The organism is Pseudoalteromonas sp. T1lg88, from assembly GCF_002964765.1.
Taxonomy (GTDB): Bacteria; Pseudomonadota; Gammaproteobacteria; order Enterobacterales; family Alteromonadaceae; genus Pseudoalteromonas.
Genome location: NZ_PQCF01000032.1, coordinates 846,893 through 864,242, shown reverse-complemented (window position 1 = coordinate 864,242; position 17,350 = coordinate 846,893). Strand labels below are relative to the sequence as shown.

18 protein-coding genes are annotated in these 17,350 nt (G+C 51.0%); 4 read left to right on the top strand and 14 right to left on the bottom strand.

Annotated elements, in window-relative coordinates; genetic code table 11:
* Window positions 1-62: 62 nt before the first annotated feature.
* Window positions 63-1,280 (top strand): pyridoxal phosphate-dependent aminotransferase, encoded by a 1,218-nt coding sequence (locus tag C2M34_RS15480; protein ID WP_105199804.1) that lies wholly within the window; start codon window positions 63-65, stop codon window positions 1,278-1,280.
* A gap of 59 nt (window positions 1,281-1,339) precedes the next feature.
* On the opposite strand, the gene C2M34_RS15475 is transcribed toward C2M34_RS15480, so the two are convergent.
* The 6 genes from C2M34_RS15475 to C2M34_RS15450 all read right to left on the bottom strand — a co-directional run bounded on the left by C2M34_RS15475 (window position 1,340) and on the right by C2M34_RS15450 (window position 7,658).
* Window positions 1,340-2,014 (bottom strand): M15 family metallopeptidase, encoded by a 675-nt coding sequence (locus tag C2M34_RS15475; protein ID WP_105199805.1) that lies wholly within the window; start codon window positions 2,012-2,014, stop codon window positions 1,340-1,342.
* A complete protein-coding gene (dapE, locus tag C2M34_RS15470; RefSeq protein WP_105199806.1) occupies window positions 2,011-3,138 on the bottom strand; it encodes a succinyl-diaminopimelate desuccinylase in 1,128 nt (375 codons plus the stop codon). Before dapE ends, C2M34_RS15475 begins: the two co-directional genes overlap by 4 nt.
* An 8-nt stretch (window positions 3,139-3,146) precedes the next feature.
* On the bottom strand, window positions 3,147-3,494 hold the full coding sequence (locus tag C2M34_RS15465; protein WP_105199807.1) for an ArsC family reductase: 348 nt from the start codon (window positions 3,492-3,494) through the stop codon (window positions 3,147-3,149).
* 176 nt (window positions 3,495-3,670) lie between these two features.
* Window positions 3,671-4,054: an ACT domain-containing protein gene (locus tag C2M34_RS15460; protein WP_105199808.1), complete on the bottom strand. Its 384-nt coding sequence runs from the start codon at window positions 4,052-4,054 to the stop codon at window positions 3,671-3,673.
* A 250-nt stretch (window positions 4,055-4,304) separates the two neighbouring features.
* Window positions 4,305-6,455 carry a phosphate acetyltransferase gene (pta, locus tag C2M34_RS15455; RefSeq protein ID WP_105259268.1) on the bottom strand — a complete coding sequence of 717 codons (2,151 nt, stop codon included), beginning with the start codon at window positions 6,453-6,455 and terminating at the stop codon, window positions 4,305-4,307.
* 3 nt (window positions 6,456-6,458) lie between these two features.
* A complete protein-coding gene (locus C2M34_RS15450; RefSeq protein ID WP_105259267.1) occupies window positions 6,459-7,658 on the bottom strand; it encodes an acetate kinase in 1,200 nt (399 codons plus the stop codon).
* 177 nt (window positions 7,659-7,835) lie between these two features.
* Between C2M34_RS15450 and yfbV the strand changes: the two genes are divergently transcribed.
* Window positions 7,836-8,282, top strand: a complete 447-nt coding sequence (gene yfbV / locus C2M34_RS15445) for a terminus macrodomain insulation protein YfbV (RefSeq protein ID WP_105199811.1) — start codon at window positions 7,836-7,838, stop codon at window positions 8,280-8,282.
* On the opposite strand, the gene rlmA is transcribed toward yfbV, so the two are convergent.
* The 8 genes from rlmA to C2M34_RS15405 form a co-directional block, all read right to left on the bottom strand.
* On the bottom strand, window positions 8,267-9,076 hold the full coding sequence (gene rlmA, locus C2M34_RS15440) for a 23S rRNA (guanine(745)-N(1))-methyltransferase (RefSeq protein WP_105259266.1): 810 nt from the start codon (window positions 9,074-9,076) through the stop codon (window positions 8,267-8,269). The two genes, yfbV and rlmA, sit on opposite strands and share 16 nt — an antisense overlap.
* On the bottom strand, window positions 9,073-9,702 hold the full coding sequence (locus tag C2M34_RS15435; protein WP_105259265.1) for an energy-coupling factor ABC transporter permease: 630 nt from the start codon (window positions 9,700-9,702) through the stop codon (window positions 9,073-9,075). The genes rlmA and C2M34_RS15435 overlap by 4 nt, the downstream gene beginning before the upstream one ends.
* Window positions 9,703-9,707: 5 nt before the next feature.
* Entirely contained in the window at window positions 9,708-10,517 is an 810-nt protein-coding gene (gene xthA, locus C2M34_RS15430; protein ID WP_105259264.1) for an exodeoxyribonuclease III, read from the bottom strand.
* A gap of 127 nt (window positions 10,518-10,644) precedes the next feature.
* Window positions 10,645-11,652, bottom strand: coding sequence for a glutaminase A (glsA, locus tag C2M34_RS15425; protein WP_105259263.1), 1,008 nt, complete (start codon window positions 11,650-11,652; stop codon window positions 10,645-10,647).
* Between the two features lie 59 nt (window positions 11,653-11,711).
* The gene (locus C2M34_RS15420) at window positions 11,712-12,476 is read right to left on the bottom strand and encodes a hypothetical protein (protein ID WP_158681468.1); all 765 of its coding nucleotides are present in this window, start codon (window positions 12,474-12,476) and stop codon (window positions 11,712-11,714) included.
* Window positions 12,380-13,183 (bottom strand): hypothetical protein, encoded by an 804-nt coding sequence (locus C2M34_RS15415; protein WP_105259261.1) that lies wholly within the window; start codon window positions 13,181-13,183, stop codon window positions 12,380-12,382. Before C2M34_RS15415 ends, C2M34_RS15420 begins: the two co-directional genes overlap by 97 nt.
* A gap of 8 nt (window positions 13,184-13,191) precedes the next feature.
* Window positions 13,192-14,283: a DUF481 domain-containing protein gene (locus C2M34_RS15410; RefSeq protein ID WP_158681466.1), complete on the bottom strand. Its 1,092-nt coding sequence runs from the start codon at window positions 14,281-14,283 to the stop codon at window positions 13,192-13,194.
* 287 nt (window positions 14,284-14,570) lie between these two features.
* Window positions 14,571-15,863, bottom strand: a complete 1,293-nt coding sequence (locus C2M34_RS15405) for an anti-phage deoxyguanosine triphosphatase (protein WP_105259259.1) — start codon at window positions 15,861-15,863, stop codon at window positions 14,571-14,573.
* A 160-nt stretch (window positions 15,864-16,023) separates the two neighbouring features.
* On the opposite strand from C2M34_RS15405, the gene C2M34_RS15400 reads away from it, so the two are divergent.
* The gene (locus tag C2M34_RS15400; RefSeq protein ID WP_105259258.1) at window positions 16,024-16,842 is read left to right on the top strand and encodes a glucosaminidase domain-containing protein; all 819 of its coding nucleotides are present in this window, start codon (window positions 16,024-16,026) and stop codon (window positions 16,840-16,842) included.
* Window positions 16,835-17,350, top strand: a 516-nt coding sequence (locus tag C2M34_RS15395; RefSeq protein WP_199878811.1) for a DUF2987 domain-containing protein, incomplete at its 3' end; no start/stop codon positions are given. The genes C2M34_RS15400 and C2M34_RS15395, both read left to right, overlap by 8 nt.

Genomic DNA, 17,350 nt, shown 5'->3' with positions numbered 1-17,350 from the left:
CGCATATAGCTATTTCCCTCTTGTGCCGATAATCTAACGGTAATAATCATAAGGGGGAAGGCATGTCAGAAATATTAAAAAGTCAGAAGTTACATGGGGTTTGCTACGATATTCGTGGACCCGTGTTGGCTGCAGCCAAGGCCATGGAAGATGAAGGGCAAAAGGTACTTAAGCTTAACATCGGTAATCCTGCGGCGTTTGGCTTTGATATGCCCGAAGACATGCTTAAAGATATTATCCGCAACCTCAGCTCGGCGCAGGGCTATTGCGACTCCAAGGGTCTGTATTCGGCGCGAGTGGCGGTTTATCAGCACTATCAACAGCGCGGTTTGCATAACCTCAGCATAGACAATATTTTTATCGGCAATGGTGTCAGTGAGCTTATCCAAATGGTCACCCAGGCACTGGTGAATAATGACGATGAAATCCTCATCCCGGCGCCGGATTATCCCCTGTGGAGCGCTTGTGTCACCCTGGCCGGCGGTAAGGCGGTGCATTATCGCTGTGACGAGCAGCAGGACTGGTTCCCGGATATCGAGGATATTCGCAGCAAAATCACCTCCAGAACCAAGGCCCTGGTGCTTATTAACCCGAATAACCCAACCGGTGCTGTGTACAGCAACGACCTCTTGCTTGAGTTAATCACTTTGGCTCGCGAACATAATTTACTGTTATTGAGCGATGAGATTTACGAAAAGATTCTTTATGACGGCACCAGTCATAGTTCCATCGCCTCCTTGTGCGACGATGTACCTGTGATCACCTTTAACGGCTTGGCGAAAACCTATCGCGCCGCTGGCCTGCGCATCGGCTGGATGGTATTGAGCGGACCCACGCAGCGCATGAGCGATCTGATTCAGGGCTTAGACATGCTGGCCTCCATGCGTTTATGTGCCAATGTGCCGGCCCAATACGCGGTGCAACAGGCTTTGGGTGGGGTGCAGTCCATCGATGCGCTAATCGAACCCGGCGGTCGTTTATACGAGCAGCGCAATATTGCCTGGAAGGGATTGAACGATATTCAGGGAGTTAGTTGTGTGAAGCCACAGGGCGCGCTTTATGCTTTTGCCAAGGTGGATACCAAGCGCTTTAATATCACCAATGATGAAACCATGGTGCTTGATCTGCTGAGACAGGAAAAAATCCTCTTGGTGCATGGCCGCGGTTTTAACTGGCCGGAGCCGGATCACTTCCGTGTTGTATTTCTGCCTCATAAGGATGAGTTGGAACCGGCGATGCAGCGCTTAGGTCGTTTCTTTGAGCGTTATAAACAAGAGTAGTAAGTTCGAATTTAAGAAAAGCAGCGCACTGGCGCTGCTTTTTGCTTTTTATGAAGTCTTTATTCTGGGTCGCAGAGTGTAAGTACGTAGCGTTCATAGAGCTCATCAAGGTGAGCAATAATCACTTCTTTCCCTACCACCTCAGATTCAATCAGGGCATCGGCTATGGTGCTCGGATTTTGCCAGTTTTGTAATGTCTCGGCACTGGCTATATGGCTGATATGCCAGGGCTCGGCGGCAACACCGCCCTGGTATTTTAGATAGGGGCGATAAAAGCCAAACTCCTGCAGGTGCTCCCTTAGCCAGAGGTTAAGGTTGGCAAAGGGGCCGGTGTCGGCATACTCATCCGGGCTTAGCTGCAATTGATAATCCTCGGCTACCACACTTGGGTCCCAGACATCGAAATCACTGCCGAAGTGATGGCGGCTGGCACCCGGCAGCGCCGAGTAAAGCATAATGGCATGCAGGCGATCCAATGGTGACAGGCTAGTCAGGTCAACCACTTGCTGCTGGGCATCAAAAACAGGTCGTACACCTTGATACTTGTTATTCCAAATCATCGCCTGGCGGGAAAAGGAGCGAAACGCCGAGGCGATACGCAAGTCAATGCCATCGGCTTGAGCGCCTTGTTGCAGGCGCTGGAAGTCTGCCAGTGCCTCCCGGTTGAGGCTATGGCCTTGCCAGTCACACAAGTGTTCTTCACTGCGCCCGGTGGCGCACAAGGCGAGCCTCATGTGAGCAGCCGCCTTAGGATCCCTTCGTAGATCAGCGCCAGTTTTTCCAGGTCATCACTACTGACACATTCATCGACCTGATGAATGGTGGCGTTACGCGGGCCTAGTTCAATCACTTTAGCACCTGTGGGAGCAATAAAGCGGCCATCTGAGGTGCCGCCACTGGTTTGCAGCTCGGCCTGATAGCCCATTTGCTCTTCAATGGCACCTTGTACCGCTGCGGTTAACTCGCCGGGCTCGGTGATAAAGGGTTGGCCGTTGTGCGTCCAATCGAGGTCGTAATTAACCTTATGCTCACCTAGCAGGGCCACTACGCGCGATTTAATCTGCTCGGCGGTCAATTCTGTGCTATAGCGAAAGTTAAATTGCACCTCCAGCTCGCCAGGGATCACATTCCCCGCGCCCGTACCGGCATTGATATTGGAAATTTGCATGCTGGTGGCAGGGAAAAATTCGTTGCCCTCATCCCATTTTTCCTGACACAGGGCCTGTAAAAAGCCGCTGGCCTGGTGCACCGGGTTATCGGCCAAATGAGGATAGGCGACATGACCTTGTTTGCCCTTAACGGTCAAATACGCGGTGAGTGAGCCTCGGCGGCCATTTTTAACTACATCGCCGAGCTTGTCGGTGGAGGAGGGCTCGCCGACAATGCACATATCGATTTTCTCGTTGCGCGCTTCCAGGGTGTCAATCACCCTTGTGGTGCCGTTGATAAAGGGGCCTTCTTCATCCGAGGTGATCAAAAAGGAAATTGATCCCTTATGTTCGGGATGCTTGGCAACAAAACGCTCGGTCGCCACTACCATGGCGGCAAGGGAACCCTTCATGTCGGCGGCGCCGCGACCATGCAAATAGCCCTCATGCTCGGTGGCGGCAAATGGCTCAAAGCGCCATTTTTTTTCATCGCCCACGGGCACTACATCGGTATGGCCGGCAAAGCACACATTGGGCTTGCCCTGACCCTTGCGCGACCAGGTGTTAAGGGTATCGATGAAAAACATAGGCTCATTGGTAAAGCCTATTTTTGCCAGACGCTCGGCGATAACATGCTGACAGCCTTCGTCTTTAGGGGTTACCGAAGGACGGCGGATCAAGTCTTTAGCCAAGTCAATGACTGCGCTCATAGTCTTTCCTATGCAAAAATGGCGTCGTATTCCGCCGCTTTAAAGCCAATTAAATGATGCTCGTCGGTGCGCAGAATTGGGCGTTTGATTAAGGCAGGTGATTCCAGCATCAAGGTCATGGCCAGTTCCTTATTCAGCCGCTGCTTTTGCTCGTCGCTGAGCTGGCGGTATGTGGTGCCGCGTTTATTAACCATGGCTTCCCAGCCGAACAGGGCTTCAAGTTCAGTAAGTAGCGCTAAATCCAGCCCCTGTTTGCGGTAGTCATGGAATTGGTAATCTACATTATTATTTTCTAAATGTTTTTTTGCTTTTTTAATGGTATCGCAGTTGCTGATACCGTACATAATAGTGGTCATAATCTGTCTGTAGCTTTAGTTGCCGATAAAGAGTAAGGATTCATTGGCCGCAACCTGTTGATAGCAAGAGCAAATCAGCGGCGACGGCGCGAGATTAATGATCATGATAGCGGCCAAGGGCGCAGATTTAAACTGCCGCAGGTCGAAATAAGCAATTTCTTCGCAGCGCCTATGTTTTATGAACGTACGTTATAACCTTCTTTTTTTAACGAGTTCACGGCGTTTTTAGCCTCTATGCCTTTAACCAGGATGTAATCCGTATCAAAGGTGGAAATGGCAAAGATGGAGATATTCGCCCGTGCCAGAACCCCGGAGATATTTGATAAGATGCCGGTAAGGGAAAAGCCCAGTGGCCCCAGAACCTCAAGTGCCACCCAACCAGGCTCCTGCTCCAGGCTATCAAGGGCGATATCACTGATACAGACGATGGACAGCTCTTCGGCGGTTTTACCAACAAAGTAGACCTCGCTTTGAAAAATAATACTCGGGATGGCAGCGGAGCTGTCGAAGCTGTGAATGGTAAATTCATGTGGGAGTAATTGAAGCGTTTGTTTGGCCATACCGTTCCCCTTGGGTTAAGTACAAGTTATACCCAATAAGGGCAATTTAATCCAATGCAAGTTGCTCACAATTGCTGTGGATAAGTTTGGGGGTAGGGTGGTCGGTAAGTTGTATCTATTTGAAATTGTTTAAATTATCTTTTTTGGTTGTTTATTGATCAACACCCGGTTGGTTGTTGCTAATAACGAAATAAACAGGGTGCCCCCGAAGGTGCACCCTTGTGATTATGTGGCTAACATAAGCGAGCAATTAGGCTTCGGCCTGATCCGCCTGAATTGCGGTCAGGGCTATGGTGTAGACAATATCATCCACCAAGGCACCGCGGCTAAGATCGTTGACCGGTTTACGCATGCCCTGCAGCATAGGCCCTATGCTGACTAAATCGGCGCTACGCTGTACCGCCTTATAGGTGGTGTTGCCCGTGTTCAAATCAGGGAAGATAAACACGGTTGCCTGACCGGCGACCGGACTGTTCGGCGCCTTTTTACGGGCCACATTCTCCATGATCGCGGCATCGTATTGCAGCGGCCCGTCGATGATCAGATCAGGGCGCTTTTGCTTGGCCAGCTCAGTGGCTTCGCGTACCTTTTCAACATCGGCACCGGCGCCTGAGCTGCCTGTACTGTAGCTGATCATCGCCACCCGAGGCTCAATACCAAAGGCGCTGGCAGAGTCGGCGGATTGAATGGCAATGTCCGCCAATTGGGCGGCGGTTGGGTCTGGGTTAATAGCGCAGTCGCCATATACCAGCACCTGATCCGGCAGCAACATAAAGAAGACAGATGAAACCAGGGACGAGCCCGGCGCGGTTTTGATCAACTGCAGTGGCGGGCGAATGGTATTGGCCGTGGTGTTAACAGCGCCTGATACCAATCCATCTACCTGGCCTTGGGCTAACATCATGGTGCCCAGCACCACATTGTCCTTTAGCATTTCTTCGGCTACCACTTCGGTCAGACCCTTGCTCTTACGCAGCTCCACCATGGGCGCCACATAGTCGCGACGGATCTGATCTGGGTCGACAAGATGCATGCGCTCATTTAGCTCAACCCCTTGTTGTTCGGCTATGCGGGTGATCTCCGCTGGGTCGCCTAGTAACACGGTATTGGCAATGCCACGCTCGCCACAAATCGCCGCCGCTTTTATGGTGCGCGGCTCTTCGCCCTCTGGCAGCACTATGGTTTTATCGGCGCGACGGGCCTTGTCTGTTAACAAATAACGAAATGCCGGAGGCGACAGCTTACGGGTTTTTTGCGATTGCTGCGCCAGGCTATCAAGCCAGTCGGAGTCGATAAAGGTGGCCTGGTGTGACTTTACCTTATCGACTCGCTGCTCATCATCGCAGGGGACTTCTAAGTTGAAGTTGTGCAGCAGCAAGGAAGTGCGCCAGGTATCGTGCTCAGTAGCAAGAATAGGCAATCCGGTTTGCTCCATGGCCTGGTGGCAGAGCTCCATAATGCGCGGCTCTGGGTTAATTCCACCGGTCAGTAAGATGGCGCCTATCTTGGTACCGTTCATGGCCGACAGGCAGCCAGCGACTAACACATCGGAGCGATCGCCCGGTGTCACCAGCAGCACACCGGGAGTGATATGGTTGAGCAGGTTAGACACGGTGCGCGCACAGAAGGTTACTCGGCGCAGACGACGGTGCAGCAGATCGCCCTGGTGGATAATGCGGGCATCCAGGTAGTTGGCCAGGTCAATAACACGAGGCGCTACTAGCTCAAAATCCCAGGGGATGGTGCCAAGGAGTTGGAACGGATGCTTGCGAAATAGCGGCATAGACGCTAGGCGGTTCACTTCGTTGTCCAGTAAATCCGGATTGAACTGCTCCACCAGGTCGGCCCGGGCACGGCCTTGCTCATCAAGCGGGGCATTAACCTTGTTAAAAATACAGCCCAAGACTCGTGGGTGGGCAATGCCCCCATAGTTGCCGGCGGCGATTTCCAACTTGTCTTCAAGCTCTTCCACCGTGTCGTTGCTCGGGGTCAGCACAAAAACGATATCGGCGCCCAGAGTCTGTGCAATTTCACGGTTAACACGCCCGGCATAGGGCTGGTTACGGGTTGGTACCATGCCTTCGATAATGGTGATTTCATCGTCATTTATACCACTTTCAAAGCGCTCAACGATTTCTTCGAGCAAGGTGTTACCATGGCCATCGCCGATCATTTTTTCTGCATAGGCGAGGGAAATAGGCTCGGGCGGATTAATACTAGAACCAATTTTAACTATGGCGGTGGATTTCTCCGGGCCACACTCACCGCGGCGCGGTTGGGCTATGGGTTTGAAGAAGTTGACCTTCAGGGCTTTTTGCTCCAGTGCCCGTACCAAACCCACTGAGACTGAGGTCAGTCCCACACCGGTGGACACAGGGATCAGCATAATACGTCTAGACATGATTTAGGCTCCTTTAGCCAGACGCGCAGCGTCCTGACAGATCATCCATTCTTCATTGGTCGGTACCACCATGGCGGTCATTGGGCTGTTAACGCTGGTGATCACGCCACTTTTGCCAAAACGGGCGGCGAGGTTGCGTTGCTCGTCAATTTGCCAGCCGAGGAAGCTCAGATGCGCAAGTACCTTGGCACGAATAATATCTGAGTTTTCACCTATGCCGCCGGTAAAGATGAGGGCATCCAAACCGTTTAAGGGTACCAGGTAAGCGGCAATTTGCTTGGCCAGACGATAGCAGAAGATATCCAGCGCCAAAGTCGCCTGCTCGTGCCCCTCTAAATAGGCTTCTTCTATGGTGCGACAGTCATTGGACAGTTCGCTAATGCCTAGCAAGCCGCTTTGCTGATTCAACATGGTGTTGACCTCGGCGACCGAGTACCCAAGCTGACTGGTAAGGAAGTCGAATAAACCCGGGTCGATATCGCCGCTGCGAGTACCCATAACCACGCCTTCAAGCGGAGTCAGGCCCATGCTGGTATCGACGCTGGCACCATTTTTAATGGCGCACACAGAGCAACCGTTGCCCAGGTGGGCGGTGATCAAGCGATGATTGTCCGCAGCTAACCCGAGCGCCTCAACAGCCTGGGTGGAAACATAATGATGGCTGGTGCCATGGAAGCCGTAACGGCGTACACCGTGTTCTTTATATAAAGAATAAGGGAGCGCATATAAAAACGCGTGTTTTGGCATGCTTTGGTGGAAAGCGGTATCAAACACGGCCACCTGCACCAGTTCAGGAAATGCAGCTTGCGCTGCCTGAATACCGGTCAGGTTGGCAGGGTTATGCAGTGGCGCTAATTGGGCGGTCTGGGTAATGGCGTCAAGCACGTCCGGGGTGATCAACTGGGAGCCGGTAAACTGCTCACCACCGTGCACTACACGGTGGCCAACGGCGATTAAATCTTTAGCTAGATCATATTGGTGGATCAGCGTGACTAGGGTGTCGATGGCGATTTTGTGATCGGCACCGGCGGGTAAAGCGTTTTGCTCTTTGTTGCCGGCGAATTTATACTTTAAGGAGGCGTCGTCGTTATGAAGGCGCTCGGCTAAGCCACTTAACAGTTCATCGCCGCTGCTGGCGTCGATAACTGCGAATTTTAGACTTGAGCTGCCGCAATTTAAAACTAGGACGTGTTGTACAGACATTTGGTAGACCCGTGGTTGAAAATCAGAAATTAAACCCCACGTTTACCTAAAGTAATAGCTTTTAACCTGGTCATAATAACTATGACCAAAGGCTACATTTAGACTAAGGTATTATTGCAGTGGGACCGACTATTTTACCTTATTATTGCTACTAAGCGATAGTTGTAAGGGGCGTAAATGCAAAACAGTATGATGACACAAATTCAGCAAGGGCATAGCTACGCCAAACTCTGGCCGCTGCGCCGTGAATTGGCGCCCATGTTTGTGGAAAATCGGATTATCAGTGCCACCTTGTTTGCCATTAAGGTGATGCCGTTGCTGGCGCTCACAAGCCTGGTGGTGCAATTACAATTACTGGGTCAGCATTATCTGGGGCCGGCGCTGGCCTGCGCCTTATTAATTCTCTCCCTGCCGGTGCAAGGTCTGCTGTGGCTTGCCAAGCGAGCTTCCTCGCCGCTGCCACCTGCTTATGCGCATTGGTATAAAGAGCTGTATACGAAAATGGTGGCCCAGGGCTATCGTGGTGCCCCGGCCAAGGCCAAGCCGCGATATCGCGAACTGGCCCTGCTGCTTAAGGATATGTTCGATAAAATGGACAAGGCCTTTCGTCAGGATATCTTCTGAAATTCGCTGAGGTAAAACTCGGCTTGCACCTTAAATTCTGCTCTTGCTGCAAGCTGTGCCAACTGCTCGACACTGAACTTCCAGGCAAAGGGGGTCATCAAGGCCAAATCTCTTGCCTGTTCACCTGTGAGGGTGAGGGTACGGCTCAGTAGTTGCTCGGCGCTGCGAGTAAAGCCTGTGGGCGTGTCTAGCTGTTGATGCTCGCGCATTTCATTATAGATAATCTCTTTTAGCTCGGCCAAATGCTTGGGGCCGGGCGAAGCCACCACCAGATATCCCTGTGGCGTCAATAAGCGGGCGCTTTCTTCGGCAAAGATGGGGGCAAATACACTGGTAACCACGGATGCAGAGCCTGTATTAAGGGGGATCTGCTTGCTTGAGGCCACCGCAAATTCACAGTTGTTATAGCGTTTGGCGCCATAGCGTACAGCGGGTTTGGCAATATCTATGCCGTACACCTGTCCCCGGTGCTCTAGCTGGTTTGCCAGCTCATGGGTGTAATAGCCTTCACCGCAGCCCATGTCTATCACCCCCGTCTCGCTTTGGTGTAAAGCAGCGACACGTCCGGCTAACGCCTGGCGCAGAAACTGATAATGGCCGGCGGATAGAAAACGGCGTCTGGCTTGCACCATGTCCTGGTTATCGCCGGGTTGTTTTGATTTCTTATATTGCACCGGTAATAAATTGATATAGCCTTCTTTGGCGTAATCGAATTGGTGGCCGGTGTCACAGCTTAGGCTGTTACCCTGACGGGTTAAGGGCTGTTGGCATAAGGGGCAGCAATAAGCACTCATGGTGCAAGGTATTCCTTATCATAAAAGGTGCGCACCCAGTGCGGGCGGTAGATCACCAGCAGGGTCATGGCCATGCCGCTGAGCATGGCTTCGGGGAACCAGATAAGCGCACTTAAAATCACATAGTTATCCATCAGCATAGACCATTCATAGGTGCCGATAGCCCAGTAATAGAGCGCACCGACAAAGATCTTCAGGCAATTGGCCAACGCCGCACAGAGAAAACTACAGATGAAGATATAGATAAATAAATGACGTGGCAGCAGGTTATAAACCAGCACAAAAACGCCATAGCTAAAGTAAATGGGAATAAGTGCAGTGGTGATAGCAAACACCACAGCGTTTTCCCAAGGTATGGTTGAAAAGCTCGTAAGCAAGGCGGTGGCAAGTACAGCCGCCAGGCTGGCTAAACGCCAACCTAAGATCAAGGTCACCGCGGTAATGCCGAGAATATGTATATCCAGGCCCGGGACTATCCCCGCCTTAATGCGCCACAGCAGTGCCAACACCAGGGCACAGGCAAACAGACCGGTTTGTCTTGCCGGACGTTGCCACAGACCGCTCACACTGGCTTTATCCAGGGTGAAAAACAGTATAAGTAAGAAGGCAATAAAGCTTACGAGCATGGCAATTAGCCCTCGAAGGTACTCCAGACAGGGGCGTGATCCGAAGGTTTTTCGATGCCGCGCAGTTCATAGTCTATGCCGCTTTCCGCCAGGGATTGCGCCAAGGCAGGAGTGGCCAGAATAACGTCGATACGCAGGCCGCGGTTGTCATCAAAGCCCTTGGAGCGGTAGTCGAACCAGGAATATTTGTCGTCAGTATCCGGGTGCAGTTGTCTAAAGGTATCCACCAGACCCCAATTTGTGAGGGTGGCCAGCCATTGTCTTTCTTCCGGCTGAAAGGAGCATTTACCGGTTTTTAGCCAGCGCTTTTTGTTGGCCTCACCGATGCCGATATCCAGATCGATTGGCGAAATATTAATATCACCCATCACCACTAACTTGCTGTCTGGGCTGTATTGAGTGTTTAGCTCGGCCATCAGATCGCTGTAAAACTGACGCTTATAAGGGAACTTGGTCTCATGGTTGATGTTATCGCCCTGGGGGAAATAACCATTAAGCACGGTGACATCTTCCCCCTGAGCATTTTCCACTGTCACCGCTATCATGCGCTTTTGGTGCTCTTCGGTGTCGGTGGAGAAGCCCTTTTTCACCATTTTTGCCGGCTGTTTGGTCAGCATGGCGACGCCGTAATGGGCTTTTTGACCATGGAAATACACGTGATAACCCATGGCCTCGACGTCAGCGACGGGGAACATTTCATCATGCACCTTGATTTCCTGTAAGCCGATCACATCCGGTTGATGCTTGTCGATAAGTGCTTGAAGTTGATGAAGGCGAGCGCGTAAGCCATTAATATTGAAAGAGATTATTTTCATTGGCGATAAATGATGAAAGTTATTATAAGTAGGGCGTCAGTGTAGCATTTTGCGTTCTTAGAAGGAATCGCCAGAGCCAGGCACAGGGCGCTTTTTAACGCCCCGTGCCGTGAATCAATCACTATGGTTAGTCGAGGTGACTAAAGATATTGGCCTTGGCTTTATCGGCAATATAATCAATGGCCTTTTGCGCTCTGACGCTGTTACCGGCCGCATCGAGGCGCGGTGAAAAGGCGGCGATGGCGAACTTACCCGGCATAATGGCAATAATGCCGCCGCCGACCCCACTTTTCGCCGGTAAGCCGACCGTATAGGCCCATTCGCCGCTGGTTTCGTACAAGCCAGCCGTGCTCATGACCGCCAGCACCCGCTCGACATTATCAGCGCGCATCAATTGTGCGCCGCTGATGGGGTGGGTGCCGCCGTTGGCGAACACTGAGGCCATAATAGCCAGGTCTTTAGTGGTTACGCCCACGGAGCACTGGCGGGTGTAAATATCCAGGTTGATATCCACATCGCCGTAAAAACGCCCGTAAGATTTAAGCAGCTCGGCAATGGCCAGGTTATGGCCATTACTGCTGGACTCGGAGCGATACACATCCTCAAGTACGTCCAGCTTGGTGGTGGCAAATTGTCCATACCAGGCACTGATCGCCTGCCATTTTTGTGCGGCGCTATCGCCCTCTATCAGGCTGACCGTGGCCATGGCTCCGGCATTCACCAAGGGATTGACAGATCTGGCCGGATTAAGCTCAATGGCGGTTACCGAATTAAAGGGCAGGCCGGTGGCGTTGGCGCCGATTTTATCCAAGATGGCCTCGGGTCCTTGTTGCTCCATGGCCAAAGCCAGGGTAAATACCTTGGAAATAGACTGAATAGAAAAGTGGCTGTCTATGTCGCCCTGGGTAAAAATCTTGCCGTCTGTGGTAACCAGGGCAATGGCAAATTGCTCGCTGTCGACCTTGGCAAGAGCGGGAATATAATCCGCATTGGCGCCGCTTTTTTCGTCTTTATACAGGGTATGGGCCTGAGCAAGTATCTGCTCCACCTTGGCTGTGTCATAGGGGCGGGCATCGACTTGAGTTTGCAGGCCGAGGGCCGATATCAATAGTAGCGAGTAGAGTATTTTCTTCATGTATATCAGTCCTTATCGTCCTTAAACTGCAAATAGGGCGTGAATCGCGCCTTAAGTTCCTAATATTTAAAACCAAAAGAGGTTTGCAAACGTAAGTTGTCGCCCTTATCGCCACGATAATTCTCGAGCTCACCATATTGCAGCTCAATACCGAGACGCGACATTGTGGTCGGGTTGTAAATCAGGTTCACCGTACTGTAGAGGCTGTTATTGAACGACAAGGGATGCTGGGTGATGATGTTGTCTATATCCACATAACTGATGCCGATGGAAGAGGTGTAGTTGTCGTTCCATTGTTTATCCAAATAGATAAAACCCGCCGTGGCGCCTATGGCGGTGAGCTCGCCATTGCCGTCGAGTCCTGCATCACTGCCGCCGGTGATATCGGCGTAATAATGGCAGCAGGGATCGTTTAGGTAGCGGCCTATGCCTTTACCGTTGGCGATTTGAAATTTCAGACTGTGACTGTAATTTACATCATAGGTGCCGGTGACATTAATGCCCCAGCCCCACACCTTATCTTCTTGCAGGTTTGTTTTGTATCCCAAATAGCGCAATAGCAGTGCGGTTTTGATATACCCCTGATCAAATTGATAGGTATAACTGGCGCTGGCATCGGGCCAATCGTTTTGTTCGCTATAGTTCAGGGACTCAGGATCAATATTAACCGGTAACGCCAGATCCGCATCTGAACGTTCGATACCTAAGGCCCAGAAGCTGCCATTGCCTAAGCTGCGGCGATAACGAATTTGCGGGTGACGGGCAAAGACCATGGCCGATGGGCCCCAATAATCGAGGATATTGGGAAAGGAATTGATGTCCATAAAGCCGCTAAAGGTCTGCCCAGCTCCCCAGTGCCAAGCTCACCCCAAAGGTGAGTGAGGTTAAAATCGGCATTACCGTCGCCATCGAACATATCAAACTCAAAGCGGGTGGTCATATCGCCGTGCTCGGTTGGGGTGTGACTGCGAAAGGAGAGCTTGGATTGTCCCGCGTTGAGCAAGGTCTTATCGTCGCTGGCATCTTCGTCAAAGAGAATGGACGAGGTTTGAAAGGCGCCGCGATTGGCCATGTCGCCATCGTTATAAATGGCATCGAGCCAAATTTGCCCGCCTATTTGCAAGGTGGTGTCCGAATCGCTTAAAAAGATGCTCTTTGGTGGCGTTTTAAAACGGTAGCTGGGACGTTCATACTCCTGATAAAGGCGGCCATTAAGCTTGCTTTGAGGTTGTTCGGTTTGGGTTTTGACCGTAGCCAAAGGACGCTTAATGGCAGCAATTTCAGCGTCTTTAAGCTTGAGCTGCTGTTCTATTTCGGCATCTTTGCGCTTTAACTGCTGTTCTAACTCAACAATACGACGCTCTAGCGCGGCCAAGCGCTCTTCAACGGTGGCACCTTGTACCGCCGGTGTTAGCAAGAGTGCCGTCAGGGCAAGGCCTAAGGCTTTGCCACCGACTTTGGTGGAGGCTTTTCCAGCGGCGCGACTTTGCGGTGAGAGCTGGGTTCGTTGTGCAGGATTTAAGGGAGCCATGTCCACTCCTATAACTCGACGGCAAAAGTTACGATCATCTTATAGTCATCCTTTTTCGGCACTGTGCCATCGGCATTGGCGATAGGAGATTGCAGATGATCCCAAAGCAGTGATATGTCGAAATCAATATCACTGGTGATATCTATTGAGGCACCCATCAGGGCATGCTGGGCATTGCCACCGGCCGCTTGCTCGGCAAGGGTAAAACGATAGTCAAAGGTTAAATCTATGTCCGAGGTCAGCTCGTAATCCATATTTGACGAAAAATAAACTGAGGTCGTTGAGTTGCTGCTGGGAGCGTCAATACCGACATTGGCAAATTGCGTTCTTTGATAGGCAGGACCCATGCCTATATCCCATTCCCAGCGCTGATTATCAATGACGTAATAACCTATACCGGCGCCGAGCGTGTATTTATGGTCGATATTCTGAAATGGGTCGCGATAGTATTCGAAAAACACCGGGCGAAAATACAGGGACTTGGTATAAAACCAGTCAAAGGTGCCGCTAGCACGGACATTGTTTTCAGTGACCTCTTCATCGTTGCTGGTGCGTGCCGCCAGGGCGTTGATCAGCAACCGATTGGTGGCGGTGCGCCGTTTGATATCAACGGTGGCGGAGAGCTCACTTTGCTCTGTGTTGCCCCGACTTAAATTAGCGCCGACACCCACCTTGGCATACCAGGCGCCACCGGCGTCCTTGGCGCTGGCGGCGATAGACACCAGATCTTTGGGTAAATAGGCCAGCTTAGCTGCGCCTACCTGTACATAACTTGGGCCGATCAACAAGGCGCCTTCGCTGACATGGCCGTCGTTAAAGCGCACGCTATGGGCTCGCCCGGAAATCACCATGTCGACGTCTTCACGGTCGATAAACAGGGTGTCGAGTATGTCGCTGTCAAACTCAATTTGTTTGTCGTACATGGCTTTAAATTCACCTTTTAGCCATTCGCCTGAGCTCAGGCGGATCCAGTCGTATTTATCTATATCTTTAACAATGGCTTGGCGTTCTTCCAGATATAAAGGTGCTTGCTGCCCGGCGCCGACGCTAGGTGTAAGCACCAAGGCGAAAATGACAATAACCAGGGCTATAAATGGCATCCGATTTCCTTTATAGGGGTATCCGATTAATACCAATTCACTTAAATAGCTAATCATTCTAGCGGGCTCAATATCATGCTAACGGCGTTGGAATTTATCTTTGTAGCAAAACTACATAAGAAAAATTCCGCCTTGTTATCACATCATTTAGCCAACGCTATCTTTGATCACATACTCAACATAATTGGTATAAGGCGAATAAATGCAAGCAATTACATCAATAATAATAGGCCAATATGGCGAGGGTACAACTGACCGCAGTGGCAAAAACGTCAGAAAAGGGAGGGTTAATACGAACTGCTGCTAAATAAACGTTGGTGGGTTTTATAGGCATATTCGTCGGTCATGCCACTGAGGTAGTCACACAAGACTCTGTAGGTGCTGGTGCCGGTTTTTTCCGCCTGACGATAGGCGACGGCTGTGGTTTCCGGCAATAAACGCAGCGGATCGCTGGCAAAGGCCTCGAATAATTCGATGATCAGTTTCTGGCCATTAAATTCTATCTGCTGCATGTGTGGGGCACGAATAAGGCGCTTATAAATAAAGGTTTTTAAGCAATCCAGTAGCACCTGATAACTTGGCGGCAAGACCACCTGATAGCCAAGCATAGCGCAGCTAAAGTCGCCGTCGGTGGGTACCAATTTAGCTTGTGTGATAAAGAGGTTCACCAGCTCGCCTATAAGGTCCTTGCGCTGCGCCTCACACTGGAAGAATAATCGCTGCGCCATATTGGCACCTTCAAGCCAGGGACAGTCGAGCTCAGCCAACATAGGCTCGGCGTGGGACTGCCAGTCGTGAATGGTGATCTGCTCAGTGGCAATGGCATCTTCGAGGTCATGTACCGCGTAGGCGATATCATCGGCCAGCTCCATCAGAGATGCATCCACCGACTTATACAGGGTTTTGGCGCGAAAGCTATCCTGGGGCTGGTGACTTTGAAATAAGGCCCTGTCCGCGGCGCTTAAGGGAGCGAAGATCCAGTCTACCAAGTCACTGTCATCACTATACAGGCCCTTGGCCGGGCGCCATTCATTGGCCTTAATATAACGCTGCTGCGCCGGCTCGGATGGCTTGCTATGCCACAGGGTATCGAGCAGTGCCGGGTATTTTATAAAACCCAACAGGGTGCGGCGGGTCAGGTTCATACCAAAGCCCTGGGTGTAGGGTTCAAGCTTGGCGACAATGCGTAAAGTCTGAGCATTGCCCTCAAAGCCACCGTGTTCACGCATCATGTAATTTAGAGCAATTTCACCGCCGTGGCCGAAGGGTGGATGGCCTATATCATGGGCTAAACACAAGGTTTCCAGCAAGGAATCATCGGGCAGACAGGTGATATCTGGATGTTGTCGACTCAGATGGCGCAGCAAGCCACTGCCTATTTGCGCTACCTCTAAAGAGTGGGTGAGGCGAGTGCGGTGAAAGTCGTTCAGGCCAATGCCCATGATTTGCGTTTTTGCCTGCAGGCGACGAAACGCGGCGGCATGAATAATACGCGAGCGGTCGACCTGCCACGAAGAGCGGTTATCGTTGGGGCGATGCTTATCTTCACCTGTGCGTCTTTGTTGCCAAATATCGGCCATGCAGTGCTCGTAACCCTGAGTATTATGTACTGAGTGTAAACAATAAATAACTCCTTGTCTTGTATGATGTTAGTGGCAAAGTAGTGATTATTTCGTATTTGCTTCTGTTAGGATATAATGCGCCGTTTGTTTATCCAGACATATGAATACTAGAGGTGTCATGATCAAAAAACTGGGACTCATTCTATTTACTATCATCTCCATTACCGCCTTGGTGTACCCCTTTATCTGGGGGCCGCAGGAGCAGAGTGGGCAAGTTACTGAGTCAACGCCAGAGCAAGCTGTTAAAAAGCCAGTGGTGGAAAAGCCAAGGCACAATGTTAAACTGCCTGACTTTGCACAAGTTAACGATATTAAAGAAAAAAAATCCCTGTTTTTTGACTTTATTCGTGGCCCGGTGGAAAAAGCCAACAGCCGAGTGCGGGATCAGCGCGCGACTTTAGAAATCGCCCTGATGATGATTCAGTATCAGCAGGCCTTATCCGCCACTCAAGAGCAAAAGGTAGAGGATATTTTTGCCGAATATGGTCTTGTGGATGAAGAGATAAGCGAGCTGTCATTGCAACAGGCGCTGCGTCGCGTTGATGTTATCCCCAAAGAGCTGGTGATGATGCAGGCGGCCAATGAGTCGGCCTGGGGTACCTCGCGCTTTGCTCGTATCGGTTTGAACTTTTTTGGCCAATGGTGCTTTAGCGAGGGTTGTGGCCTGGTGCCTAAACGCCGCAATCAGGGGGCCAAACATGAGGTGGCCGTGTATCAGTCGGTACAAGAAGCGGTCGATGCCTATTTCTATAACATTAACACCCATAATGCTTATCGTGAGCTGCGCGATATTCGCGCCGAGTTGCGCCAGGCACAACAGCCACTGACTGCCAAAGATCTGGCCTATGGATTAATGTCTTACTCCGAGCGCGGTGAAGCCTATATTGAAGAGCTGCACGCAATGATAGACCATAATGAGGCGTATTTTGATGAATAAACTGACTTCCTGGGTATCTCCGTTATTAATCTTGTCGTTTAGCGCGGCTGCTGAGCCTGTGGTCATGTCGTATGACGGCTTTTATGACCGCATGGAAGTCGTGAACGAGGGCGAGTACCAATATGCACAGGTTGGTTTTTATTTAAAAACCTATGCCGATGCCAAGCCCTGTGAGATCGCAGCTGGGGAAATCTTAACGGAAAAGCAAAGTTACCCTTTAACTTACGACGACCAAGGTCAGCTGTTCCTGCCCTTTGATAAAGAGCTAGATACCCACAAAGCCATGGTGGTGGTGACCCCAGCCAATGCCGGCGGCTGTCAGTTAAGCATACAGATTGAAGCAAAAATGCCGCAACAGGGGATCACTGCAGGGCAGTTATATCAGGTGAATAATGAGCTTGAGGAGCTGTTGGCGGATCTTTCCGGCTTCTTCGTCGGCACCCTGATGTCTTTCTTGCTACCGGATCAGCAAGGTATTCAACTGCACTTTACTGGCTCTGTGCCGACC